Source organism: Celeribacter sp. HF31, assembly GCF_011806455.1.
Taxonomy (GTDB): Bacteria; Pseudomonadota; Alphaproteobacteria; order Rhodobacterales; family Rhodobacteraceae; genus Celeribacter.
Genome location: NZ_JAATOT010000005.1, coordinates 156826 through 172777, shown reverse-complemented (window position 1 = coordinate 172777; position 15952 = coordinate 156826). Strand labels below are relative to the sequence as shown.

Here is a 15952-nt window from a genome sequence, read left to right as displayed (position 1 = left end):
GCCCTCCGATCCACGCGCCTCATGAAAAGGAGACGATCATGACCTATGCAACGATCAACCCGTTCACCGCAGAAACCCTTGCCACCTTCCCCGACGCCACGGATGACGAAGTCCGAAGCACGCTCGACAGCGCCCAGGCGGCCTTTCTGAAATGGAAAGAAACCTCGTTTGCCGAACGCGCCCGCGTGCTGCAAAACGCCGCTGACATTCTGCGCCGTGACAGCGATAAATTCGCCGAAATCCTGACCTTGGAAATGGGCAAACTTTTGTCCGAAGCGAAGCTCGAAGTCGAGCTTTCCGCGAAAATCTTTGAATATTATGTCCGCCATGCCGAAGAGCTATTGAAGCCCGAAAAGCTGCCGGTGCTCGACCCGGAGGAGGGCGAAAACACCCTGGTGCACGAGCCTCTGGGCATTCTTTTGGCGATTGAGCCGTGGAACTTCCCCTATTATCAAATCGCCCGCATCCTCGCGCCGCAGCTTTCCGCCGGCAATGTGTTGATCCTGAAACACGCCTCCAACGTGCCGCAAAGTGCCGCCGCGTTTGCCAAACTCATGGAAGAGGCCGGTCTGATGACGGGCGCCTTCACCAATCTCTATGCAACCCGCGACCAGATCGAGATGATCATCAACGATCCGCGCGTGCATGGCGTGGCGCTCACCGGCTCTGAGGCCGCAGGCTCCGTTGTCGCCGCGCAGGCTGGCAAGGCGCTCAAGAAATCCACCATGGAGCTGGGCGGGGCCGATGCCTTTGTGGTGCTCGAAGACGCCGACATGCCGAAAACCATCGACTGGGCCGTCATGGGGCGGCATTGGAACGGCGGTCAGGTCTGTGTGTCCTCGAAACGGATGATCGTGGTCGACAAGGTCTATGATGAATTCATGGAAGGCTACCGCAAAGGCGTGGCCGCGTTGGTCGCGGGCGACCCGATGGACCCGAACACCACGCTGGCGCCGCTCTCGTCGCAAAAAGCCGCGGACGACGTCAAAGCACAGATCGCGAAAGCCGTGGAACTTGGCGCCAAAGCCGAGGAAATCGGTGCACCTGTGCCGAACCAGGGCGCCTTCGTGCAGCCGACCATTCTCACGGAAATGGGCGAGGACAACCCGGCGCGCTATTGGGAATTCTTCGGCCCTGTGTCGATGATCTTCCGTGCCAAAGACGAGGAAGACGCGATCCGCATCGCCAATGACAGCCCCTTCGGGCTCGGTGGCTCGGTGTTTACCCAAGACGTCAAACACGGGCTTGAGGTGGCGGCGAAAATCTCCACCGGCATGGTCTTTGTGAACCACCCGACCAAGGTTGAGGCCGACCTGCCCTTTGGCGGCATCCGCCGTTCCGGTTATGGCCGCGAGCTTTTGGGCCTCGGTCTCAAAGAGTTCGTCAATCACAAGCTGATCGGCGCCGTCGACATCGACGCGCATTTCTAACGGATTGAAATGCTCAAGAAAAAGGCGCCCTTCGGGGCGCCTTTTGTTGTTTGGGCCAGAGGGATCAGGTCGCGCTTTGGGATCAGGCAATGCTGTCGACCATCCCGCCTTCGACCATGAGCACCGCCATCATCGGCCATGCCCTTGATCATCGACACCGCGCCTTCGCTGCGCGTCGGCCCCGGCCTCCGCAAGCCCTTGGGCAATGGCAAGCCCGATGCCGCCGGTCGAACCGGTCGAGCCGGTCACGATGGCGGTTTTTCCAGAAAGGTCGATCTTAAAGCGTTTCGAGTTTAACCTGATTTACCAGATAAAGTCGAAACGCGCGCTCCGCTTTAATGATCCGTATCTCCAATGATTTCATTCGATTGTCCTGGCGAAGATCGCGGAGCCATTGCCTTTTCCCAAATGGGCGGCTTGGGCCCGGAAAGGACAGTTTCGGAGAAGCACTTTCCACAAAACATTCCAAACAAGCCCAAGAAAAAACAAATTTTTACGCAATAAATCCTTGGTAAACGGCGCTCATGACAGAGCAGCTTCGGATCACATGACAGAGTTTCGCGCGTATTGGATGCTACGATGACACCCCAGACCCCCACTCCCCTTGCCCCGAGCCCCTTTCGTCATGTCGGCTTCTGGGCGCTTGTCGCCGCAGCGCTGGGGCTTTTGATCGTCTTCATCGGCATCGGCCTGCCCATGATGGACCCGAAACCCTCCGTCGGCACACAGATCGGCGAAATCGCTGGCGAGATGCGCCGCGCCGCATGGCGGGGATTTTTCGGATTGGCCGGTCCAGAGCCTGAACCGGTCCCGGCCGGGACACAATGGCAAGCGATATTGGCGATGATCGGACCGGCGCTTGGCGCGCTCGCTGTCATCCTCGGCGTTGTTTCCGGCGTGAAAGGAGAAAACTGGCGCTATGCGGTCTACGCCGGGACGCTTGGCATCATGGCAATCGTCTTTCAGTTTTTCTGGTGGGTTGCCCTTCTCATCACCGGCGTCATCATCATCGTGGCAATTCTCGACAATATCGGCGACATCTTCGGCGGCATTTTCAGCTAAATCGTTGGGCGATCACGCGAGAGGCCCGCGAAGTGCGATGTCACGCCACTTCGCTCACCTTGCCACGCCGCGCTTCGGCGAATTGATAGACCGCCTGACCGAAGGCCTCGAACAGCGGCCGAGACACCGGGTCCTCGCTGGCGCGATACTCAGGGTGCCATTGCACCGACAGGGTGAACCCCGGCGCGTCCTTCACATAGATCGCCTCCGGCGTGCCGTCGGGCGCATAACCGTCCACCACGATGCGGGCGCCGGGTTTCTTGATCCCCTGCCCGTGTAGCGTGTTGGTCATCACCTCATCGGCGCCCAAAAGCTTGTGGAACACGCCCTCTTCCGACAGGCGTACCGGGTGGCGCAGGGCGAATTTTTCCTCGAGCGTCCCATCCGGCGGCATGCGGTGGTTCATCCGCCCCGGCAGGTCGCGAATTTCCGGATAAAGCGTGCCGCCCATGGCGACGTTGACCTCTTGAAACCCACGGCAGATGCCGAGGATCGGCTGGCCCACCTCGACACAGGCGCGAATGAGCGGCAGCGCCACGGCATCGCGACAACGGTCGAAATCGCCATGCGCCTCGGTCTCTTGTTCGCCATATTCCTCGGGGTGCACATTCGGGCGCCCGCCGGTGAAGAGAAAGCCGTCACAGGCCTCCATCAACTCCGCCACAGAGACGAAATTCGGATGCGGCGGGATCAGGAGCGGCATGCAGTTCGACACTTCCGCCACGGCCTCGGCATTCATCCTCCCACCCGTATAGGCCGGGTAGCTCCCGTTCAACAGATCCGTGTTGCCGATGATGCCAACGACTGGTCGTGTCATATTCTACTCCCCTTTTGGCATTACAATAGGCGCTTTGAGACAAGAAAAAAGGGGGGAGCTGCCCGGAGCACCGTTGGTGAAAGCACAACGGTTGTGCACGTGTTGCGCGCGGGGCTGATTGGCCCGTTTTTTGATCATATGCAGAATCCCTCAGGCGCGCGCAGCCAGACCCGCCGCGTTGATGCCCACCCGCGCGGCATCGGCGCGGGCGAAGGCCTGAACATGGCCGCCTGAATCCAGCACCACGGACGCTCAAGGGGTTCCAGCCCTGCGCCTGCCCCTAGGCCATCGCCTCTCCGATGAGGGTCTGAGCTTGCTCCAGTGACATCGACGCCAAGGGTTAGCCCTGCGCCTTAAGTTCCAGCCGCCGTGCGTGGAGCACCGGCTCGGTGTAGCCCGAGGGCTGCACCCGGCCCTTGAACACCAGATCGCAGGCGGCTTTGAAGGCGACGCCGTCAAACGTCGGCGCCATCGGGGTGTAGAGCGGATCATCCGCGTTCTGACGGTCCACAACGGCGGCCATTTTCTTCATCGCCTCCATGACTTGCGCCTCGGAAACAACGCCATGGTGCAGCCAGTTGGCGAGGCCCTGAGACGAAATCCGACAGGTGGCGCGGTCTTCCATCAGGCCCACATCATGGATGTCCGGCACTTTCGAACAGCCGACGCCTTGGTCGATCCAACGCACCACATATCCGAGGATGCCTTGGGCATTGTTCTCAATCTCGGCGGTGATTTCATCGTCGGACCAGTTGACGCCTTTGGCGACCGGAATGGTCAAAAGATCATCGAGCGAGCCGCGTGCCCCGCCTTTGGCGATCTCATCTTGAACGGCGAAGACATCGACCTTGTGATAATGCGTCGCGTGCAGCGTCGCCGCAGTGGGCGACGGCACCCAGGCACAGGTCGCGCCCGCCTTCGGATGGCCGATTTTCGCCTCAAGCATCGCATGCATCAGGTCCGGCATGGCCCACATGCCCTTGCCGATCTGCGCGCGCCCCTTGAGACCACAAGCGAGACCAATATCGACGTTGCGCTCCTCATAAGATTTGATCCACGGCTGATCCTTCATCTCGCCTTTGCGGATCATCGGCCCGGCTTCCATCGAGGTGTGAATCTCGTCTCCGGTCCGGTCCAAAAAGCCGGTGTTGATAAAGGCGACGCGGTGTTTCGCGGCGCGGATGCATTCCTTGAGGTTCACGCTCGTGCGGCGCTCTTCATCCATGATGCCAAGCTTCACGGTGTTGGGTTCAAGGCCCAAAATCTCTTCGACACGGGTGAAAATTTCATCCGCGAAAGCCACCTCTTCCGGCCCGTGCATCTTCGGCTTCACGACATAGACGGAGCCTTCGCGCGAGTTGCGCGGGCCGGTGGTTTTTTGCAGGTCGTGCATGGCGATCATCGTGGTCACGAGCGCGTCCATGATCCCCTCGCCGATCTCCAATCCCTCTTCGTCGAGGATCGCCGGGTTGGTCATCAGGTGCCCGACATTGCGCACCAGCATCAGCGCGCGGCATTTCACATCGAACGCGGTGCCGTCGGGCGCGGTATAGGTGAAGTCGGGATAGAGCGCGCGGGTAAAGGTCTCCCCGCCCTTGGTGACCTCTTCGGTCAAATCGCCCTTCATCAGGCCGAGCCAGTTGCGATAGGCGCCAACCTTTTCCTCGGCATCGACGGCCGCCACCGAATCTTCGCAATCCATGATCGCGGAAATCGCAGCCTCGACGTTCACGCCCGCAAGCCCCATCGGGTCGTCCTTGCCGATATAATGGTCGCGGTTGATCGCCAATTCGAGGCCCAGCCCGTGACGCTCCAGAAGGATCATCTGCCAGTCGCCCGTGCGCGCATGGCCTTTGAATTGCGCCGGATCGGCCAGGCCGGTCTCGCCCATCGCGCCATCGACCAGCAACATCCCGTTGGTCACGGTAAGCTTGGTCACATCGGCCCAAGAGCCCCCCGCGAGCGGCGCAACCGCGTCCAGATGCGCCTTGGCCCAGGCAATCACCCGCGCGCCACGGTCGGCATCATAGCCCTTGCCAGATGGCAAATCGCCCAGCGCATCGGTGCCGTAAAGCGCATCGTAAAGCGAGCCCCAGCGGGCGTTCGCGGCATTCAGCGCGTAGCGCGCATTGGTGATCGGCACCACGAGCTGCGGCCCCGGCTTGGAGGCGAATTCCGGGTCGATCTTGCTGGTTTCGATCTGGAAATCCGGGCCTTCTGGGACGAGATAGCCGATCTCTTTCAGAAACGCCGTGTATTCTGCGGCCTCAAAATCCTGCCCTTTGCGGGCCAGATGCCAGTCGTCGATCTTCGCCTGAATCTCTTCGCGTTTCGCCAGTAGCGCACGGTTCTTTGGCCCGAATTCACGCACCATACCCGCAAGACCGTCCCAGAACGTCTCTGCTGTCACGCCCGTGCCCGGCAACGCCTCTGATTCGATGAATTGGGCAAGGTCTGTGGCGACCTTCAGGCCGGATTTTTCTGTGGCGCTCATGGGGAATCACTTCTGCTTTTGGATGGTCCCCGACATTAGCGCGTTTCCCATCGGAACAAAATTGCACCGACTGGGTTTGTCCGGCTCGGGTGTCCTCACTCCGCGGCGGCCGGAAGATCACCCTCTGTGACCACCGGCGTTGTCTCCACCGAGTCATCGTCAAAGGCCAGGTTCGTCACACCAAAAATCATCAGCGCGCCGACCGCCACAGCAAGCGCAATGCCAATGAGGGGAAACTTATGACGTTTCTTTTGTGTGTCGACATTTGTCTCAGGTGCAGACATGACAATCTCCTTTCATCTGGTCATTCGGGCTCAGAGGCCCGGAGTTTGCGAGAGCGAGAGTTGCAGCTCTCCGCTCACCAAACTAACCTCCGACCCAGACACCAAGTTCCCATCATGAAAGCTCCCGCGATGAACAACGCCGCGCCTCAAACAATTTTCCTCAAGGATTACAAACCGTTTGATTACACGATCGACAGCGTCGAATTGACCTTCAAACTGCACCCGACCGCGACGCGGGTGCGCTCGAAGATTGTGTTTTCGCCGAACCCGAAGGCGCCTGAGTCCTCCCCGGTGACCTCCCCCGAGGCCTCCGAAGGCAAACGGTTTTTCCTGCATGGCGAAGAGCTGCGCCTGATCTCTGCCGCCATTGACGGCGCGTCTGTCACGCCCCGCGAGGTCGCGGGCGGCATTGAGGTGGACGCACCCGACGCGCCCTTTGTCTGGGAGGCGGAGGTGGAGATTTCGCCGGAGACCAACACCGCGCTTGAGGGGCTCTATATGTCGAACGGCATGTATTGCACGCAATGTGAGGCCGAAGGTTTTCGCAAGATCACCTATTACCCCGATCGTCCCGATGTGATGGCGACCTTTACCGTGCGCGTCGAGGGCGATTTGCCGGTGCTTTTGTCCAACGGCAACCCGGTCGAGCGCGGCGAAGGCTTTGCCGTCTGGCACGATCCCTGGCCGAAACCCTCCTATCTCTTTGCTTTGGTGGCCGGCGATTTGGTCAATCACCCGGGCGCCTTCACCACGAAATCCGGCAAAAAGGTCGAACTGAACATCTGGGTCCGCCCCGGCGACGAGGGCAAATGTGCCTTCGGGATGCAGGCGCTCAAGGACTCGATGAAGTGGGACGAGGACACCTACGGCCGTGAATACGACTTGGACATTTTCAACATTGTGGCCGTGGACGACTTCAACATGGGCGCGATGGAGAACAAGGGGCTGAACATTTTCAACTCGTCTTGTGTGCTGGCCTCGAAAGAGACCTCGACGGATGCCAATTTCGAACGGATCGAAGGCATCATCGCGCATGAGTATTTCCACAATTGGACCGGCAACCGCATCACCTGCCGCGACTGGTTTCAGCTGTGCCTGAAAGAGGGTCTGACGGTCTACCGCGATCAGATGTTCTCCGGCGATATGCGCAGCCATGCCGTTAAAAGAATTGAAGAAGTTCTCACATTGCGCGCCCGCCAGTTCCGCGAGGACAACGGCCCGCTGGCGCATCCGGTTCGGCCCGAAAGCTTCGTCGAGATCAACAATTTCTACACCGCGACTGTCTATGAAAAAGGCGCCGAGATCATCGGCATGCTGCGCCGTCTCATCGGCGATGAGGCCTACCGCAAAGGCTGCGATCTCTATTTCGAACGTCACGACGGCGAGGCCGTCACCATCGAGGATTGGCTGGCCTCCTTCGAAGAGGTCGCAGGTCGTAATCTTGCACAATTCAAACAATGGTATTCTCAGGCTGGCACACCGCGCCTGAAGATGAGCGAGAACTGGGAGGACGGCACGTTGACGCTGACCTTCACCCAGACGACGCCCCCCACGCCGGGTCAAAGCGAGAAAAAACCGCAAGTCATCCCCATCGCCACCGGCCTCATCGGCCCGAATGGCGATGAGGTGGTGCCGACCACCGTGTTGGAGATGACCGAAGCCACGCAGAGCTTCACCTTTGAGGGCTTGGGCGCGCGCCCCGTCGCCTCCGTGCTGCGCGATTTCTCCGCGCCCGTGATTTTGGAGCGTGAAATCGACAACGACACCCGCGCTTTCCTTTTGGCGCATGACACCGACCCGTTCCAGAAATGGGAAATGGGCCGGGCGCTTGCCAAGGACACGCTCATTTCGATGATCGTCAAGGACACGAAGCCGAGCTTTGCCTATCTCGATGCAATCAAATCGGTGCTGGCGGACGACACTCTCGACCCGGCCTTCCGCACCCTGTCTCTGGGCCTGCCGTCGCAGGACGATCTGGCGCAATCGCTGGTCGATGCCGGTGTCGTGCCAGATCCGCAGCGCATCTATGACGCCCGCGAAAAGCTGCGTCATCTCCTGGCCGACCACCTGCACGACGTGCTGCCCGCGCTCTACAAGGAAAACGAAACAGGCGCTTTCGTCCCGGATGCCGAAGGCTCCGGCAAACGCAGCCTGCGCCTTGCTGTGCTGGGGCTTTTGAGCCTGCAAGACAGCGGCGTGACGGCCAAAGCCTTGTACAAACGCGCAGACAATATGACCGAACAAGCGGGCAGCCTTCAGGCCCTGCTCGCCGCAGGTCTTGGCGCGGACGAGCTGCAAGCCTTTGAGGCGCAATGGAAAGACGACCGTCTCGTGATGGACAAATGGTTCATGATGCAGGTCTCCTTCGCGGCGCCCGACAAAGCCGCAGAACTGGCCGAGGCGCTGAGCCAACATCCGGCGTTTACCAACCGAAACCCGAACCGCTTCCGTGCGGTCTTCGGCGCTCTGACGGCGAACCACGCAGGGTTCCATCATGCCAGTGGCGCGGCCTACCGGCTCTTGGCGGATCATCTCATCGCGCTCGATGCGCTCAACCCGCAAACCACCGCGCGGATGAGCGGGGCGTTCGAGACCTGGACCCGCTATGACGCCGACCGTCAAGCGATGATCCGCGCGGAATTGGAGCGCATTCTGGCCACCCCGAATCTGTCGCGGGACACCACGGAGATGGTCACGCGGATTCTCTCCGCCTAAAGCGGCCGGCCTCGCGATTCTCTCACAGGTTGTTTGCGCAAACACCCTCCGTTTGCGCAAACACCACGTATGCCATAACAGAAAGTTGAACCGTTTCCGCAGCTTGCGGCAGCGCCAGTGTTAGATTGTCACATTCAATTTCGTGAAACTTATGTCATCATCGTTTTTATCGCGCGGGCGACACGCCTTTATTTTTAGTGACCAGACAGGGAACCCCTATCCAATGCGTAAACTCATCCTTTCCACCGTGATCGCGGCCACTGCGGCCACCACGGCTGCCACCGGCGCTTTTGCTCAATCCCCCTCCGACGTGGCCAAGGCGCGCCGTGCCTTCTACACGCTCGTGGGCTTTGAAATGGCGACGCTCGGCGGCATGGCTCAGGGCAAAATCGACTATGACGCAGAGGCCGCCAGCCAATCCGCAGGCGACATCATGACGCTCGCAAGCCTCCACACCGCCGATTACTTCGCGCCGGGCACCTCGAACGAAGACCTGCCGGGCGAGACCCGCGCCAAACCCGCGATCTGGGAAGATATGGCAGGCGTTCAGGAAAAAGGCATGGCCTTTTACCAGGCCGTGGTCGAGTTGAACGAGGCGGCAGGCAACGGCCTTGACGCGCTGCGTCCGGCGGTCGGCAAAGTGGGCGGCACCTGCAAGGCCTGCCACGACGACTACCGCGCTGCTGATTTCTGATCAGGCCGGGGCGAGACATGACGGAACAGCTTGAAAAGACCTATCTCTGGGACCCGGTGGTGCGTGTGCTGCACTGGGCGCTGGTGATTGCGTTTTTCACCGCCTTCGGGCTTGGCAAATTCGGCCCGGCGCAGATGACGCTGCATTTCTACGCAGGCTATGCCGTGGCCGTGATCGTCGTGCTGCGGGTGATCTGGGGCTTTGTCGGCTTTACCACCGCGCGTTTCGCCACTTTCGTCAAAGGTCCGGGTAAGGTTTTAGCCTATGCCCGGACGCTGCCGTCCTCCAAGCCATCGCGCTCCTATGGCCACAACCCGGTGGGGGCGATTTTCGTCGTCGGCGTGTTGATCGTCTTGGCGATGCAGGTGACGAGCGGGCTTTTGGCCGACCCGGAAGATTACATCAACGTCGGCCCTCTGGCGCAATATGTGTCGAGCGATGTGGCGCGCAAGGCGCTGTCCTATCACGAGCCGCTGTCGTTTTTGTTGCTGTTGATGGTGATCGGCCATATCGGCGCGATTTTCTGGTATAAGAAGCGCAAGGGCGAGAACCTGGTGACACCGATGGTGACGGGTTACGCTCAACTCCCGCCGCGTGAAACCCCGGCGGAATGATATAGCAAAAGGGCGCCAAGAACGGCGCCCTTTTTCATTGTGCTCAATGACTTACAAAGCGATGGGGATCGTCGCGCGCCCAGCGAGACAGCGGGATACCCGCGAGATTGCGAATGGATTGCGCGTAACGCCCTTGGTCCGATTGGTAGATGTCGCCAATCCGCCCTGCCCGACGATTGGTGCCATCCGCCGGAAACGGCCCGGCGGTTTCACGCAGCATGGCAACACAGTTGAGTGCCGTGACCGGAAGCCCGGCAGCGGCAGAATCCGTGGTCGGCATGGTCATCGTGTTGTGGCATCGGCGTGTCTCCGTCGATGAACATGGTCATGTATAACGCAATCACAGGCGGATTTCGTCGCCCGGCCGATAACATTGGCATACCATGAGTGTGACCCGCGCAAGAAGCCGCGTCACAGCGGGCCGGGCCGGCGCTCCTCGGACAAGACCACATTGGCCTCGACATTGCCTACCCCAGGCAGCGTCATGATCCGCCGACGGAGCACGCGTTCAAAATCCGGCAGATCCTGCGCCACCACGCGGAGGCGATAATCGAACAGGCCCAAGACGTGCTGCACCGTCTGCACCTCAGGGATCGCGCGCACGGCACGTTCGAAATCGTCCAAACTGACGCGGCCCTTGGTGGCGAGCTTGACGCCCAAGAACACGGTCACGCCAAAGCCCAGCGCCTCAAGGTTCAAATCCACCCGACGAGGCCCGAACACGCCCGCTTCACGCAGACGTTTGATCCGCCGCCACGTCGCCGGTTGGCTCAGGCCCAACTCGCGGCCCAAAGCCCCCGCCGATTGCGTGGCATCCTCGCACAGCGCACGGATGAGGTGGCGGTCGCTGTCGTCAAGCTCGATCATAACGGCACCGACTGGCTGTCTTTGATCGTCGCCACCTGCATCAGCGCCTCGATGTCGGTCATATGCGGCAGGGTCAGGATTTTCTCGCGGTAGACCCGCTGATACTCCGCCATGTCGCGCGCGATGACCAAAAGCCGCGCGTCCACCCGGCCCAGAAACGTCCCGATTGAAATCACCTCCGGCACCTCGCGCGCGGCCTGGATGAATTCGTCAAAGGCGCGCGGTTCGGTCTTGTCGAGCGTGATCCGAAGGCTGACCTCAACGCCATACCCCATGGCCCGCCAATCGACCTCTTCGCGGATGGATTTCACCACACCGTTCTCACGCATCCGCTCCAGACGGCGCGCGAATGTGGCCGGCGTCACGCCCGCGCGTTCGGCCAGATCGGCGGCCTGCGCTTCGGGTTCGGCCTGAATTTGACGCAGGATTCTGCGGTCCGTGTCATCGACTTGCATGATATTTTCATATTTTAAAATTTTGACGCATGATTTCATCTCACAAAATGCAAAATAGGTCAAACTTTGTCACGAAAAAGCATGTTCTATGCGCGATAACCTCCACAGACATTAGGATCAGGATTTCATCCCGCGCCCATGCCTGAAGACAAGACAACAAAGGAGCGCCGAACATGCGCGTTTATTACGATCGCGATTGCGATGTGAACATCATCAAAGAAGCCAAAGTTGCCATTCTGGGCTACGGCTCGCAAGGTCACGCCCACGCGCTGAACCTGCGTGACTCGGGTGCGAAAAACGTGGTCGTGGCTCTGCGCGAAGGCTCCCCGTCCGCCAAAAAAGCCGAAGCCGAAGGCCTCAAGGTCATGGGCATCGCCGAAGCTGCCGCCTGGTGTGACGTGATCATGTTCACCATGCCCGACGAACTTCAGGCCGAGACCTACAAGAAATACGTCCACGACAACCTCAAGCCGGGCGCAGCGATTGCGTTTGCCCACGGGTTGAACGTCCACTTCGGCCTGATTGAGCCGAAAGAAGGCGTCGACGTGATCATGATGGCGCCGAAAGGCCCGGGTCACACCGTGCGCGGCGAATACACCAAAGGCGGCGGCGTGCCCTGCCTTGTGGCTGTGGACACCGACGCCACCGGCAAAGCGCTTGAAATCGGTCTGTCCTATTGCTCCGCCATCGGTGGCGGCCGCTCCGGCATCATCGAGACCAACTTCCGTGAAGAATGCGAAACCGACCTCTTCGGCGAACAGGCCGTGCTCTGCGGCGGTCTCGTCGAGCTGATCCGCTGCGGGTTCGAAACCCTGGTCGAAGCTGGCTACGCGCCGGAAATGGCCTATTTCGAGTGTCTGCACGAAGTGAAACTCATCGTGGACCTGATCTACGAAGGCGGCATCGCGAACATGGATTACTCCATCTCCAACACCGCTGAGTACGGCCAGTACGTCACCGGCCCGCGCATCCTGCCCTACGAGCAGACCAAGAAAGCCATGAAAGACGTCCTCACCGACATCCAACAGGGCAAATTCGTGCGCGACTTCATGCTGGAGAACTCCGTGGGCCAGCCGACGCTCAAAGCGTCCCGTCGCGCCAACGACGAGCACCTCATCGAAGAAACCGGCAACAAACTGCGCGGCATGATGCCGTGGATCACCGCCGGTAAAATGGTGGACAAATCGCGCAACTAAGCGTTCTTTGATCCAAGACGATTGGCCCCGGCGTTTCTGCGTCGGGGCTTTTTCTTTGCACACCGCTTTCCGACAGGAGGCCGTCATGCCTAAAGTCACACCGGACACCGCCACAAAAGACAAAGGCACGAATATGTGCGGCCCCTATGAGGCGCTGTTGTTCAGCGACATTGGCGGGTTGACGCAGTTTGGCGCCTTCCTCGAAATCCTGCCGCCGGGGTCCAGTTCCGCACTGAAACACTGGCATCAGGAGGAAGATGAAATGGTCTATATGATCGCAGGCGCGGTGACCGTGACGGAGGGGGATGACAGCTACGAACTTCGCCCCGGAGAGGCCGCGACCTTCAAGGCGGGAACCCCTCTTGGCCATTGTGTCGCAAACACCGGCGCCTGCGAGGCCCGCTATCTGGTGATCGGCACGCGGTCGACCGGCGACACGGTGACCTATCCCGACCACGACCGCATTCTGCGCTTTACCCGCATGCCCGGCACCGCAAAGGTCAGCAGCCGCGGCTACACGACATTGGACGGCGCGCCTGCGCGTTCCCCCTATGACGCGGAATAGCCCTTCTCCCGCAAGCGATCTCAAAAACCGCAAACGCCCGATTTTCCGTGCAATCCTTAAGCAGATACGCGAAAAATGACGCCCAGCCCGCCGCTTTTCACAGAGATGTCAACCGAAGCGGCTTAGCCTCACCTCAGTGGTGATCCGTAGTGGCATGGGTATAATGATGACGACACATCGGGGTGGCAAAGAGCGCGAAATCTGGGTCGACACCATTCGCGGACTGACCATTCTCATGGTGATTTTCCACCATAGCCTGCAAGCCAGCAGCCAGATCACCGACATCCCGGGCCGCCTGTTCTGGCTCGACTGGATCGGCGATCATTTCTGGATGCCCGCTTTTCTCTTTTGCTCCGGCCTGTTCTACCGCTCGAAACTGTCCAAACCTTGGGCCGTCACACTGGAAAGCCGCGTTCTGTTCTGCGCCTGGCTCATTCTTGTCTGGTCCCTGCTGTCTTGGACGGCGGAGGCCCTGGGTCTCGATCTCTATCCCTGGGGACTAACGTCAGATGCCTCTACAATGCGCCAAGGCCTGGGCATTTTCTTTCCGCCCTACGGCATCCTTTGGTTCGTCTGGGCCATTCTGATCATGTCCGTCTTCGCGCGCCTGATCGTCGCGCTGGCCCTGCCGCTACAGGTGCTGGCCACCCTCGCCCTCATGGTCGCCCTGTCGTATTGGCACGACAGCCCCGCGACCACAGGCTCCTTCGAATTCCTGCTCTACAATCTACTGCATCATGCGGTGTCCTATTTCATGCTGGGCGTCTGGCTCAGCCGTCCGGTTCTCACCTATTTCTCTCGGCCGTCCCGCGCAGTCCTGCCGCTCATTGCGGGTCTCGGTCTGACAGGCCTGATCCTTGTCCTCACCGGGCCGAATTTCCCGCTCAAAAGCTACCTTTTGGCCTTTGCCCTCACCCTCGGCTACATCAGCGCCACACGTCTGATCGCAGAAATTCCCTTTGTGGGACATGGACTTGCCATTGTCGGCGCGCTCTCATTGCAGGTCTATCTGATCCACGAATTCTTTGTCGCGCTGATCTTCGCGGGCGTGGCAAGCACGGGCCTTTCCCTATCGCCGCTCGTCACCCTCATCGTCATCGCGGGCCTTGCCTCTGTGGTGACGATTACGCTTTCTCTGATCAACGCGAAATTCGGCCCCCGCTGGCTGTTCGCAACACCGCGCTGGATCACGCGACAGCTGTTCCGCCCGAAGTTTCAGACCACTGCCAAACCGACCTGACCCCGGAATTTGGCGTGACCTTCCGGCGCGATATGGGATAAGAGGCGGCGTTAGCTTTTCCCACGGACATGCCCATGCCCCGCCCTCAGTCTCGCCCTCAGTCTCGACCCCGGGCTGCTCCCCTGCCCGAGATCACACCCGCCTCCTGGATCATGGTCGGCATCCTGGGCTTTGTCTGGGGCTCGACCTTCATGGTGATCGAGATTGCGCTCACCGGCGTGACGCCCTTTTGGCTCGCCACCTTCCGCCTTACCATCGCCGCCATCGTCATGGCCGCCTTTTGGGGCGCGGACGGGTTCAAGATCGGCAGCGATCCCGACAACAAACCGCATCCCGTCGCGTTGATTTGGGCGGGTGCGGTCTCCTCCGCCATTCCGTTCCTGTTGCTCAACTGGGGCCAGCAATATGTCACCTCAGGCTTTGCTGGAACCTCCATGGCCGCCGTGCCCTTGGTTGTCTTGCCCATGGCGCATTTCATGGTGGCGGGGGAGCGTCTGAGCCTCAGGGCCATTATCGGCGTGACCCTTGGTTTCATTGGCGTTTTCCTTCTGGTCGGGCAAGACGCGCTGCACAGCTCCGGCGCGGACCTCGAGCTTTGGGGTCGCCTTGCCTGTCTCACGGTGGCCTTCTGTTACGCGCTCAATTCGATCACGGTCCGGCGCCTTCCGCCGATCAACCCCACCGCACTGACGACGATCATGATGGCCACCGGCGCGCTGATCACCCTGCCGTTTTCCGTGCTTGCCGAAGGGGCGCCGAGTGTACCGCCGCTCAAGGCCTTTGTCGCCGTGATCTTCCTCGGCGTGGTCTCCACCGCCGCGATGAACCAATTGCGTGTCTTGGTGATCCGCTCCGCCGGGCCGACCTTCATGACGCTGGTGAATTACCAGGTCCCGGTCTGGTCGGTGGTGTTGGGCGCCTGGGTGCTGCGCGAGCCTTTGCCGCCAGCCCTGATCCTCGCGCTGGCGTTGATCTTGGGTGGTGTAATGATTTCACAATGGCCCGCCATACGCCGTATTTTCGCACGGGCCTGACTTGCAGAGGCTGGGCAATCGTGAACAGATGGGGCCAAAGGAGTCCATGATGACCGAGCCAACGAACACCTCCGAGCATGACGACCACATCCCCGCCGATCTGACCCCCGACAACGAGAGCGAGATCGAAGCCGAACGCGCGCGGATGTTCACCCTTGGCTTCTGGAAAAGCCTGCTGGCTGGACGCGAGGGCATGGGCGATACATTCTGGGCCGGGAATTACCTGGCCGCGCTGTTTTTCATCCCGGTTTACGTCCTTTTGCTGGCGATTCCGCCGCTTTACGGCTTGATCCCGGTCGTCTTCATCCTCTTCGGGATCTACCTGTTGTTCGTCGCCCGCGCCGTTTGGCTCGCCAAGCCCAAGGGCAACGCCGGCCTCGGCTGGAAAATCGCTGGCGTGATCTGGACCCTGATGAATGCGGGCATGTCCCTGGCCTACACGCCCTTCACCGGAGGTTCCTGATCTCGCAATTGCCCTGACAGGG

16 protein-coding genes and 1 pseudogene are annotated in these 15952 nt (G+C 60.3%); 10 read left to right on the top strand and 7 right to left on the bottom strand.

Going from position 1 to position 15952, the window contains the following annotated elements; genetic code table 11:
- Positions 1 to 38 precede the first annotated feature (38 nt).
- A complete protein-coding gene (locus HCZ23_RS12425) occupies positions 39 to 1430 on the top strand; it encodes an NAD-dependent succinate-semialdehyde dehydrogenase (RefSeq protein WP_167602049.1) in 1392 nt (463 codons plus the stop codon).
- A gap of 174 nt (positions 1431 to 1604) precedes the next feature.
- Here the strand turns inward: HCZ23_RS12425 and HCZ23_RS17985 are convergent.
- Positions 1605 to 1706 (bottom strand): annotated as a pseudogene (locus HCZ23_RS17985) (3-hydroxybutyrate dehydrogenase); the annotation flags it as partial.
- 303 nt (positions 1707 to 2009) lie between these two features.
- Here HCZ23_RS17985 and HCZ23_RS12415 point away from each other — a divergent pair.
- Positions 2010 to 2492, top strand: coding sequence for a hypothetical protein (locus tag HCZ23_RS12415; RefSeq protein ID WP_167602047.1), 483 nt, complete (start codon positions 2010 to 2012; stop codon positions 2490 to 2492).
- 40 nt (positions 2493 to 2532) lie between these two features.
- Here HCZ23_RS12415 and HCZ23_RS12410 read toward each other — a convergent pair whose 3' ends face one another.
- The 3 genes from HCZ23_RS12410 to HCZ23_RS12400 all read right to left on the bottom strand — a co-directional run bounded on the left by HCZ23_RS12410 (position 2533) and on the right by HCZ23_RS12400 (position 6087).
- On the bottom strand, positions 2533 to 3309 hold the full coding sequence (locus HCZ23_RS12410; RefSeq protein ID WP_167602046.1) for a gamma-glutamyl-gamma-aminobutyrate hydrolase family protein: 777 nt from the start codon (positions 3307 to 3309) through the stop codon (positions 2533 to 2535).
- 340 nt (positions 3310 to 3649) lie between these two features.
- Positions 3650 to 5803 (bottom strand): malate synthase G, encoded by a 2154-nt coding sequence (locus HCZ23_RS12405; RefSeq protein WP_167602045.1) that lies wholly within the window; start codon positions 5801 to 5803, stop codon positions 3650 to 3652.
- Positions 5804 to 5898: 95 nt separating this feature from the next.
- The gene (locus HCZ23_RS12400) at positions 5899 to 6087 is read right to left on the bottom strand and encodes a hypothetical protein (RefSeq protein WP_167602044.1); all 189 of its coding nucleotides are present in this window, start codon (positions 6085 to 6087) and stop codon (positions 5899 to 5901) included.
- Between the two features lie 129 nt (positions 6088 to 6216).
- On the opposite strand from HCZ23_RS12400, the gene pepN reads away from it, so the two are divergent.
- The 3 genes from pepN (at position 6217) to HCZ23_RS12385 (ending at position 10110) form a co-directional block, all read left to right on the top strand.
- The gene (gene pepN / locus HCZ23_RS12395) at positions 6217 to 8802 is read left to right on the top strand and encodes an aminopeptidase N (protein ID WP_167602043.1); all 2586 of its coding nucleotides are present in this window, start codon (positions 6217 to 6219) and stop codon (positions 8800 to 8802) included.
- A 223-nt stretch (positions 8803 to 9025) separates the two neighbouring features.
- On the top strand, positions 9026 to 9496 hold the full coding sequence (locus tag HCZ23_RS12390; protein WP_167602042.1) for a cytochrome c: 471 nt from the start codon (positions 9026 to 9028) through the stop codon (positions 9494 to 9496).
- Positions 9497 to 9513: 17 nt separating this feature from the next.
- On the top strand, positions 9514 to 10110 hold the full coding sequence (locus HCZ23_RS12385; RefSeq protein ID WP_167602041.1) for a cytochrome b/b6 domain-containing protein: 597 nt from the start codon (positions 9514 to 9516) through the stop codon (positions 10108 to 10110).
- A 43-nt stretch (positions 10111 to 10153) separates the two neighbouring features.
- Here the strand turns inward: HCZ23_RS12385 and HCZ23_RS12380 are convergent, their stop codons facing one another.
- The 3 genes from HCZ23_RS12380 to HCZ23_RS12370 form a co-directional block, all read right to left on the bottom strand.
- Positions 10154 to 10390: a hypothetical protein gene (locus HCZ23_RS12380; RefSeq protein ID WP_167602040.1), complete on the bottom strand. Its 237-nt coding sequence runs from the start codon at positions 10388 to 10390 to the stop codon at positions 10154 to 10156.
- A gap of 131 nt (positions 10391 to 10521) precedes the next feature.
- Positions 10522 to 10977, bottom strand: coding sequence for an Lrp/AsnC family transcriptional regulator (locus tag HCZ23_RS12375; RefSeq protein ID WP_167602039.1), 456 nt, complete (start codon positions 10975 to 10977; stop codon positions 10522 to 10524).
- Entirely contained in the window at positions 10974 to 11432 is a 459-nt protein-coding gene (locus HCZ23_RS12370; RefSeq protein WP_167602038.1) for an Lrp/AsnC family transcriptional regulator, read from the bottom strand. The genes HCZ23_RS12375 and HCZ23_RS12370 overlap by 4 nt, the downstream gene beginning before the upstream one ends.
- Positions 11433 to 11605: 173 nt before the next feature.
- Here HCZ23_RS12370 and ilvC point away from each other — a divergent pair, with 173 nt between their 5' ends.
- The 5 genes from ilvC to HCZ23_RS12345 all read left to right on the top strand — a co-directional run bounded on the left by ilvC (position 11606) and on the right by HCZ23_RS12345 (position 15930).
- Positions 11606 to 12628, top strand: coding sequence for a ketol-acid reductoisomerase (gene ilvC / locus HCZ23_RS12365; RefSeq protein WP_167602037.1), 1023 nt, complete (start codon positions 11606 to 11608; stop codon positions 12626 to 12628).
- 85 nt (positions 12629 to 12713) lie between these two features.
- Positions 12714 to 13193 (top strand): cupin domain-containing protein, encoded by a 480-nt coding sequence (locus tag HCZ23_RS12360; protein ID WP_167602036.1) that lies wholly within the window; start codon positions 12714 to 12716, stop codon positions 13191 to 13193.
- 166 nt (positions 13194 to 13359) lie between these two features.
- On the top strand, positions 13360 to 14433 hold the full coding sequence (locus tag HCZ23_RS12355; protein ID WP_167602035.1) for an acyltransferase: 1074 nt from the start codon (positions 13360 to 13362) through the stop codon (positions 14431 to 14433).
- Between the two features lie 152 nt (positions 14434 to 14585).
- On the top strand, positions 14586 to 15467 hold the full coding sequence (locus tag HCZ23_RS12350; protein ID WP_254870298.1) for a DMT family transporter: 882 nt from the start codon (positions 14586 to 14588) through the stop codon (positions 15465 to 15467).
- A gap of 49 nt (positions 15468 to 15516) precedes the next feature.
- On the top strand, positions 15517 to 15930 hold the full coding sequence (locus tag HCZ23_RS12345; RefSeq protein WP_167602034.1) for a hypothetical protein: 414 nt from the start codon (positions 15517 to 15519) through the stop codon (positions 15928 to 15930).
- Positions 15931 to 15952: the final 22 nt, after the last annotated feature.

What these genes read in the sequence shown, in the direction of transcription:
- HCZ23_RS12350 (WP_254870298.1), top strand. Translation starts at nt 14,586, where the DNA reads ATGGTCGGCATCCTGGGCTTTGTCTGGGGCTCGACCTTCATGGTGATC.
- HCZ23_RS12425 (WP_167602049.1), top strand. Translation starts at nt 39, where the DNA reads ATGACCTATGCAACGATCAACCCGTTCACCGCAGAAACCCTTGCCACC.
- ilvC (WP_167602037.1), top strand. Translation starts at nt 11,606, where the DNA reads ATGCGCGTTTATTACGATCGCGATTGCGATGTGAACATCATCAAAGAA.
- HCZ23_RS12385 (WP_167602041.1), top strand. Translation starts at nt 9,514, where the DNA reads ATGACGGAACAGCTTGAAAAGACCTATCTCTGGGACCCGGTGGTGCGT.
- HCZ23_RS12360 (WP_167602036.1), top strand. Translation starts at nt 12,714, where the DNA reads ATGCCTAAAGTCACACCGGACACCGCCACAAAAGACAAAGGCACGAAT.
- HCZ23_RS12400 (WP_167602044.1), bottom strand. Translation starts at nt 6,087, where the DNA reads ATGTCTGCACCTGAGACAAATGTCGACACACAAAAGAAACGTCATAAG.
- HCZ23_RS12345 (WP_167602034.1), top strand. Translation starts at nt 15,517, where the DNA reads ATGACCGAGCCAACGAACACCTCCGAGCATGACGACCACATCCCCGCC.
- HCZ23_RS12415 (WP_167602047.1), top strand. Translation starts at nt 2,010, where the DNA reads ATGACACCCCAGACCCCCACTCCCCTTGCCCCGAGCCCCTTTCGTCAT.
- HCZ23_RS12370 (WP_167602038.1), bottom strand. Translation starts at nt 11,432, where the DNA reads ATGCAAGTCGATGACACGGACCGCAGAATCCTGCGTCAAATTCAGGCC.
- HCZ23_RS12410 (WP_167602046.1), bottom strand. Translation starts at nt 3,309, where the DNA reads ATGACACGACCAGTCGTTGGCATCATCGGCAACACGGATCTGTTGAAC.
- HCZ23_RS12380 (WP_167602040.1), bottom strand. Translation starts at nt 10,390, where the DNA reads ATGCCGACCACGGATTCTGCCGCTGCCGGGCTTCCGGTCACGGCACTC.
- pepN (WP_167602043.1), top strand. Translation starts at nt 6,217, where the DNA reads ATGAACAACGCCGCGCCTCAAACAATTTTCCTCAAGGATTACAAACCG.
- HCZ23_RS12405 (WP_167602045.1), bottom strand. Translation starts at nt 5,803, where the DNA reads ATGAGCGCCACAGAAAAATCCGGCCTGAAGGTCGCCACAGACCTTGCC.
- HCZ23_RS12375 (WP_167602039.1), bottom strand. Translation starts at nt 10,977, where the DNA reads ATGATCGAGCTTGACGACAGCGACCGCCACCTCATCCGTGCGCTGTGC.
- HCZ23_RS12355 (WP_167602035.1), top strand. Translation starts at nt 13,360, where the DNA reads ATGACGACACATCGGGGTGGCAAAGAGCGCGAAATCTGGGTCGACACC.
- HCZ23_RS12390 (WP_167602042.1), top strand. Translation starts at nt 9,026, where the DNA reads ATGCGTAAACTCATCCTTTCCACCGTGATCGCGGCCACTGCGGCCACC.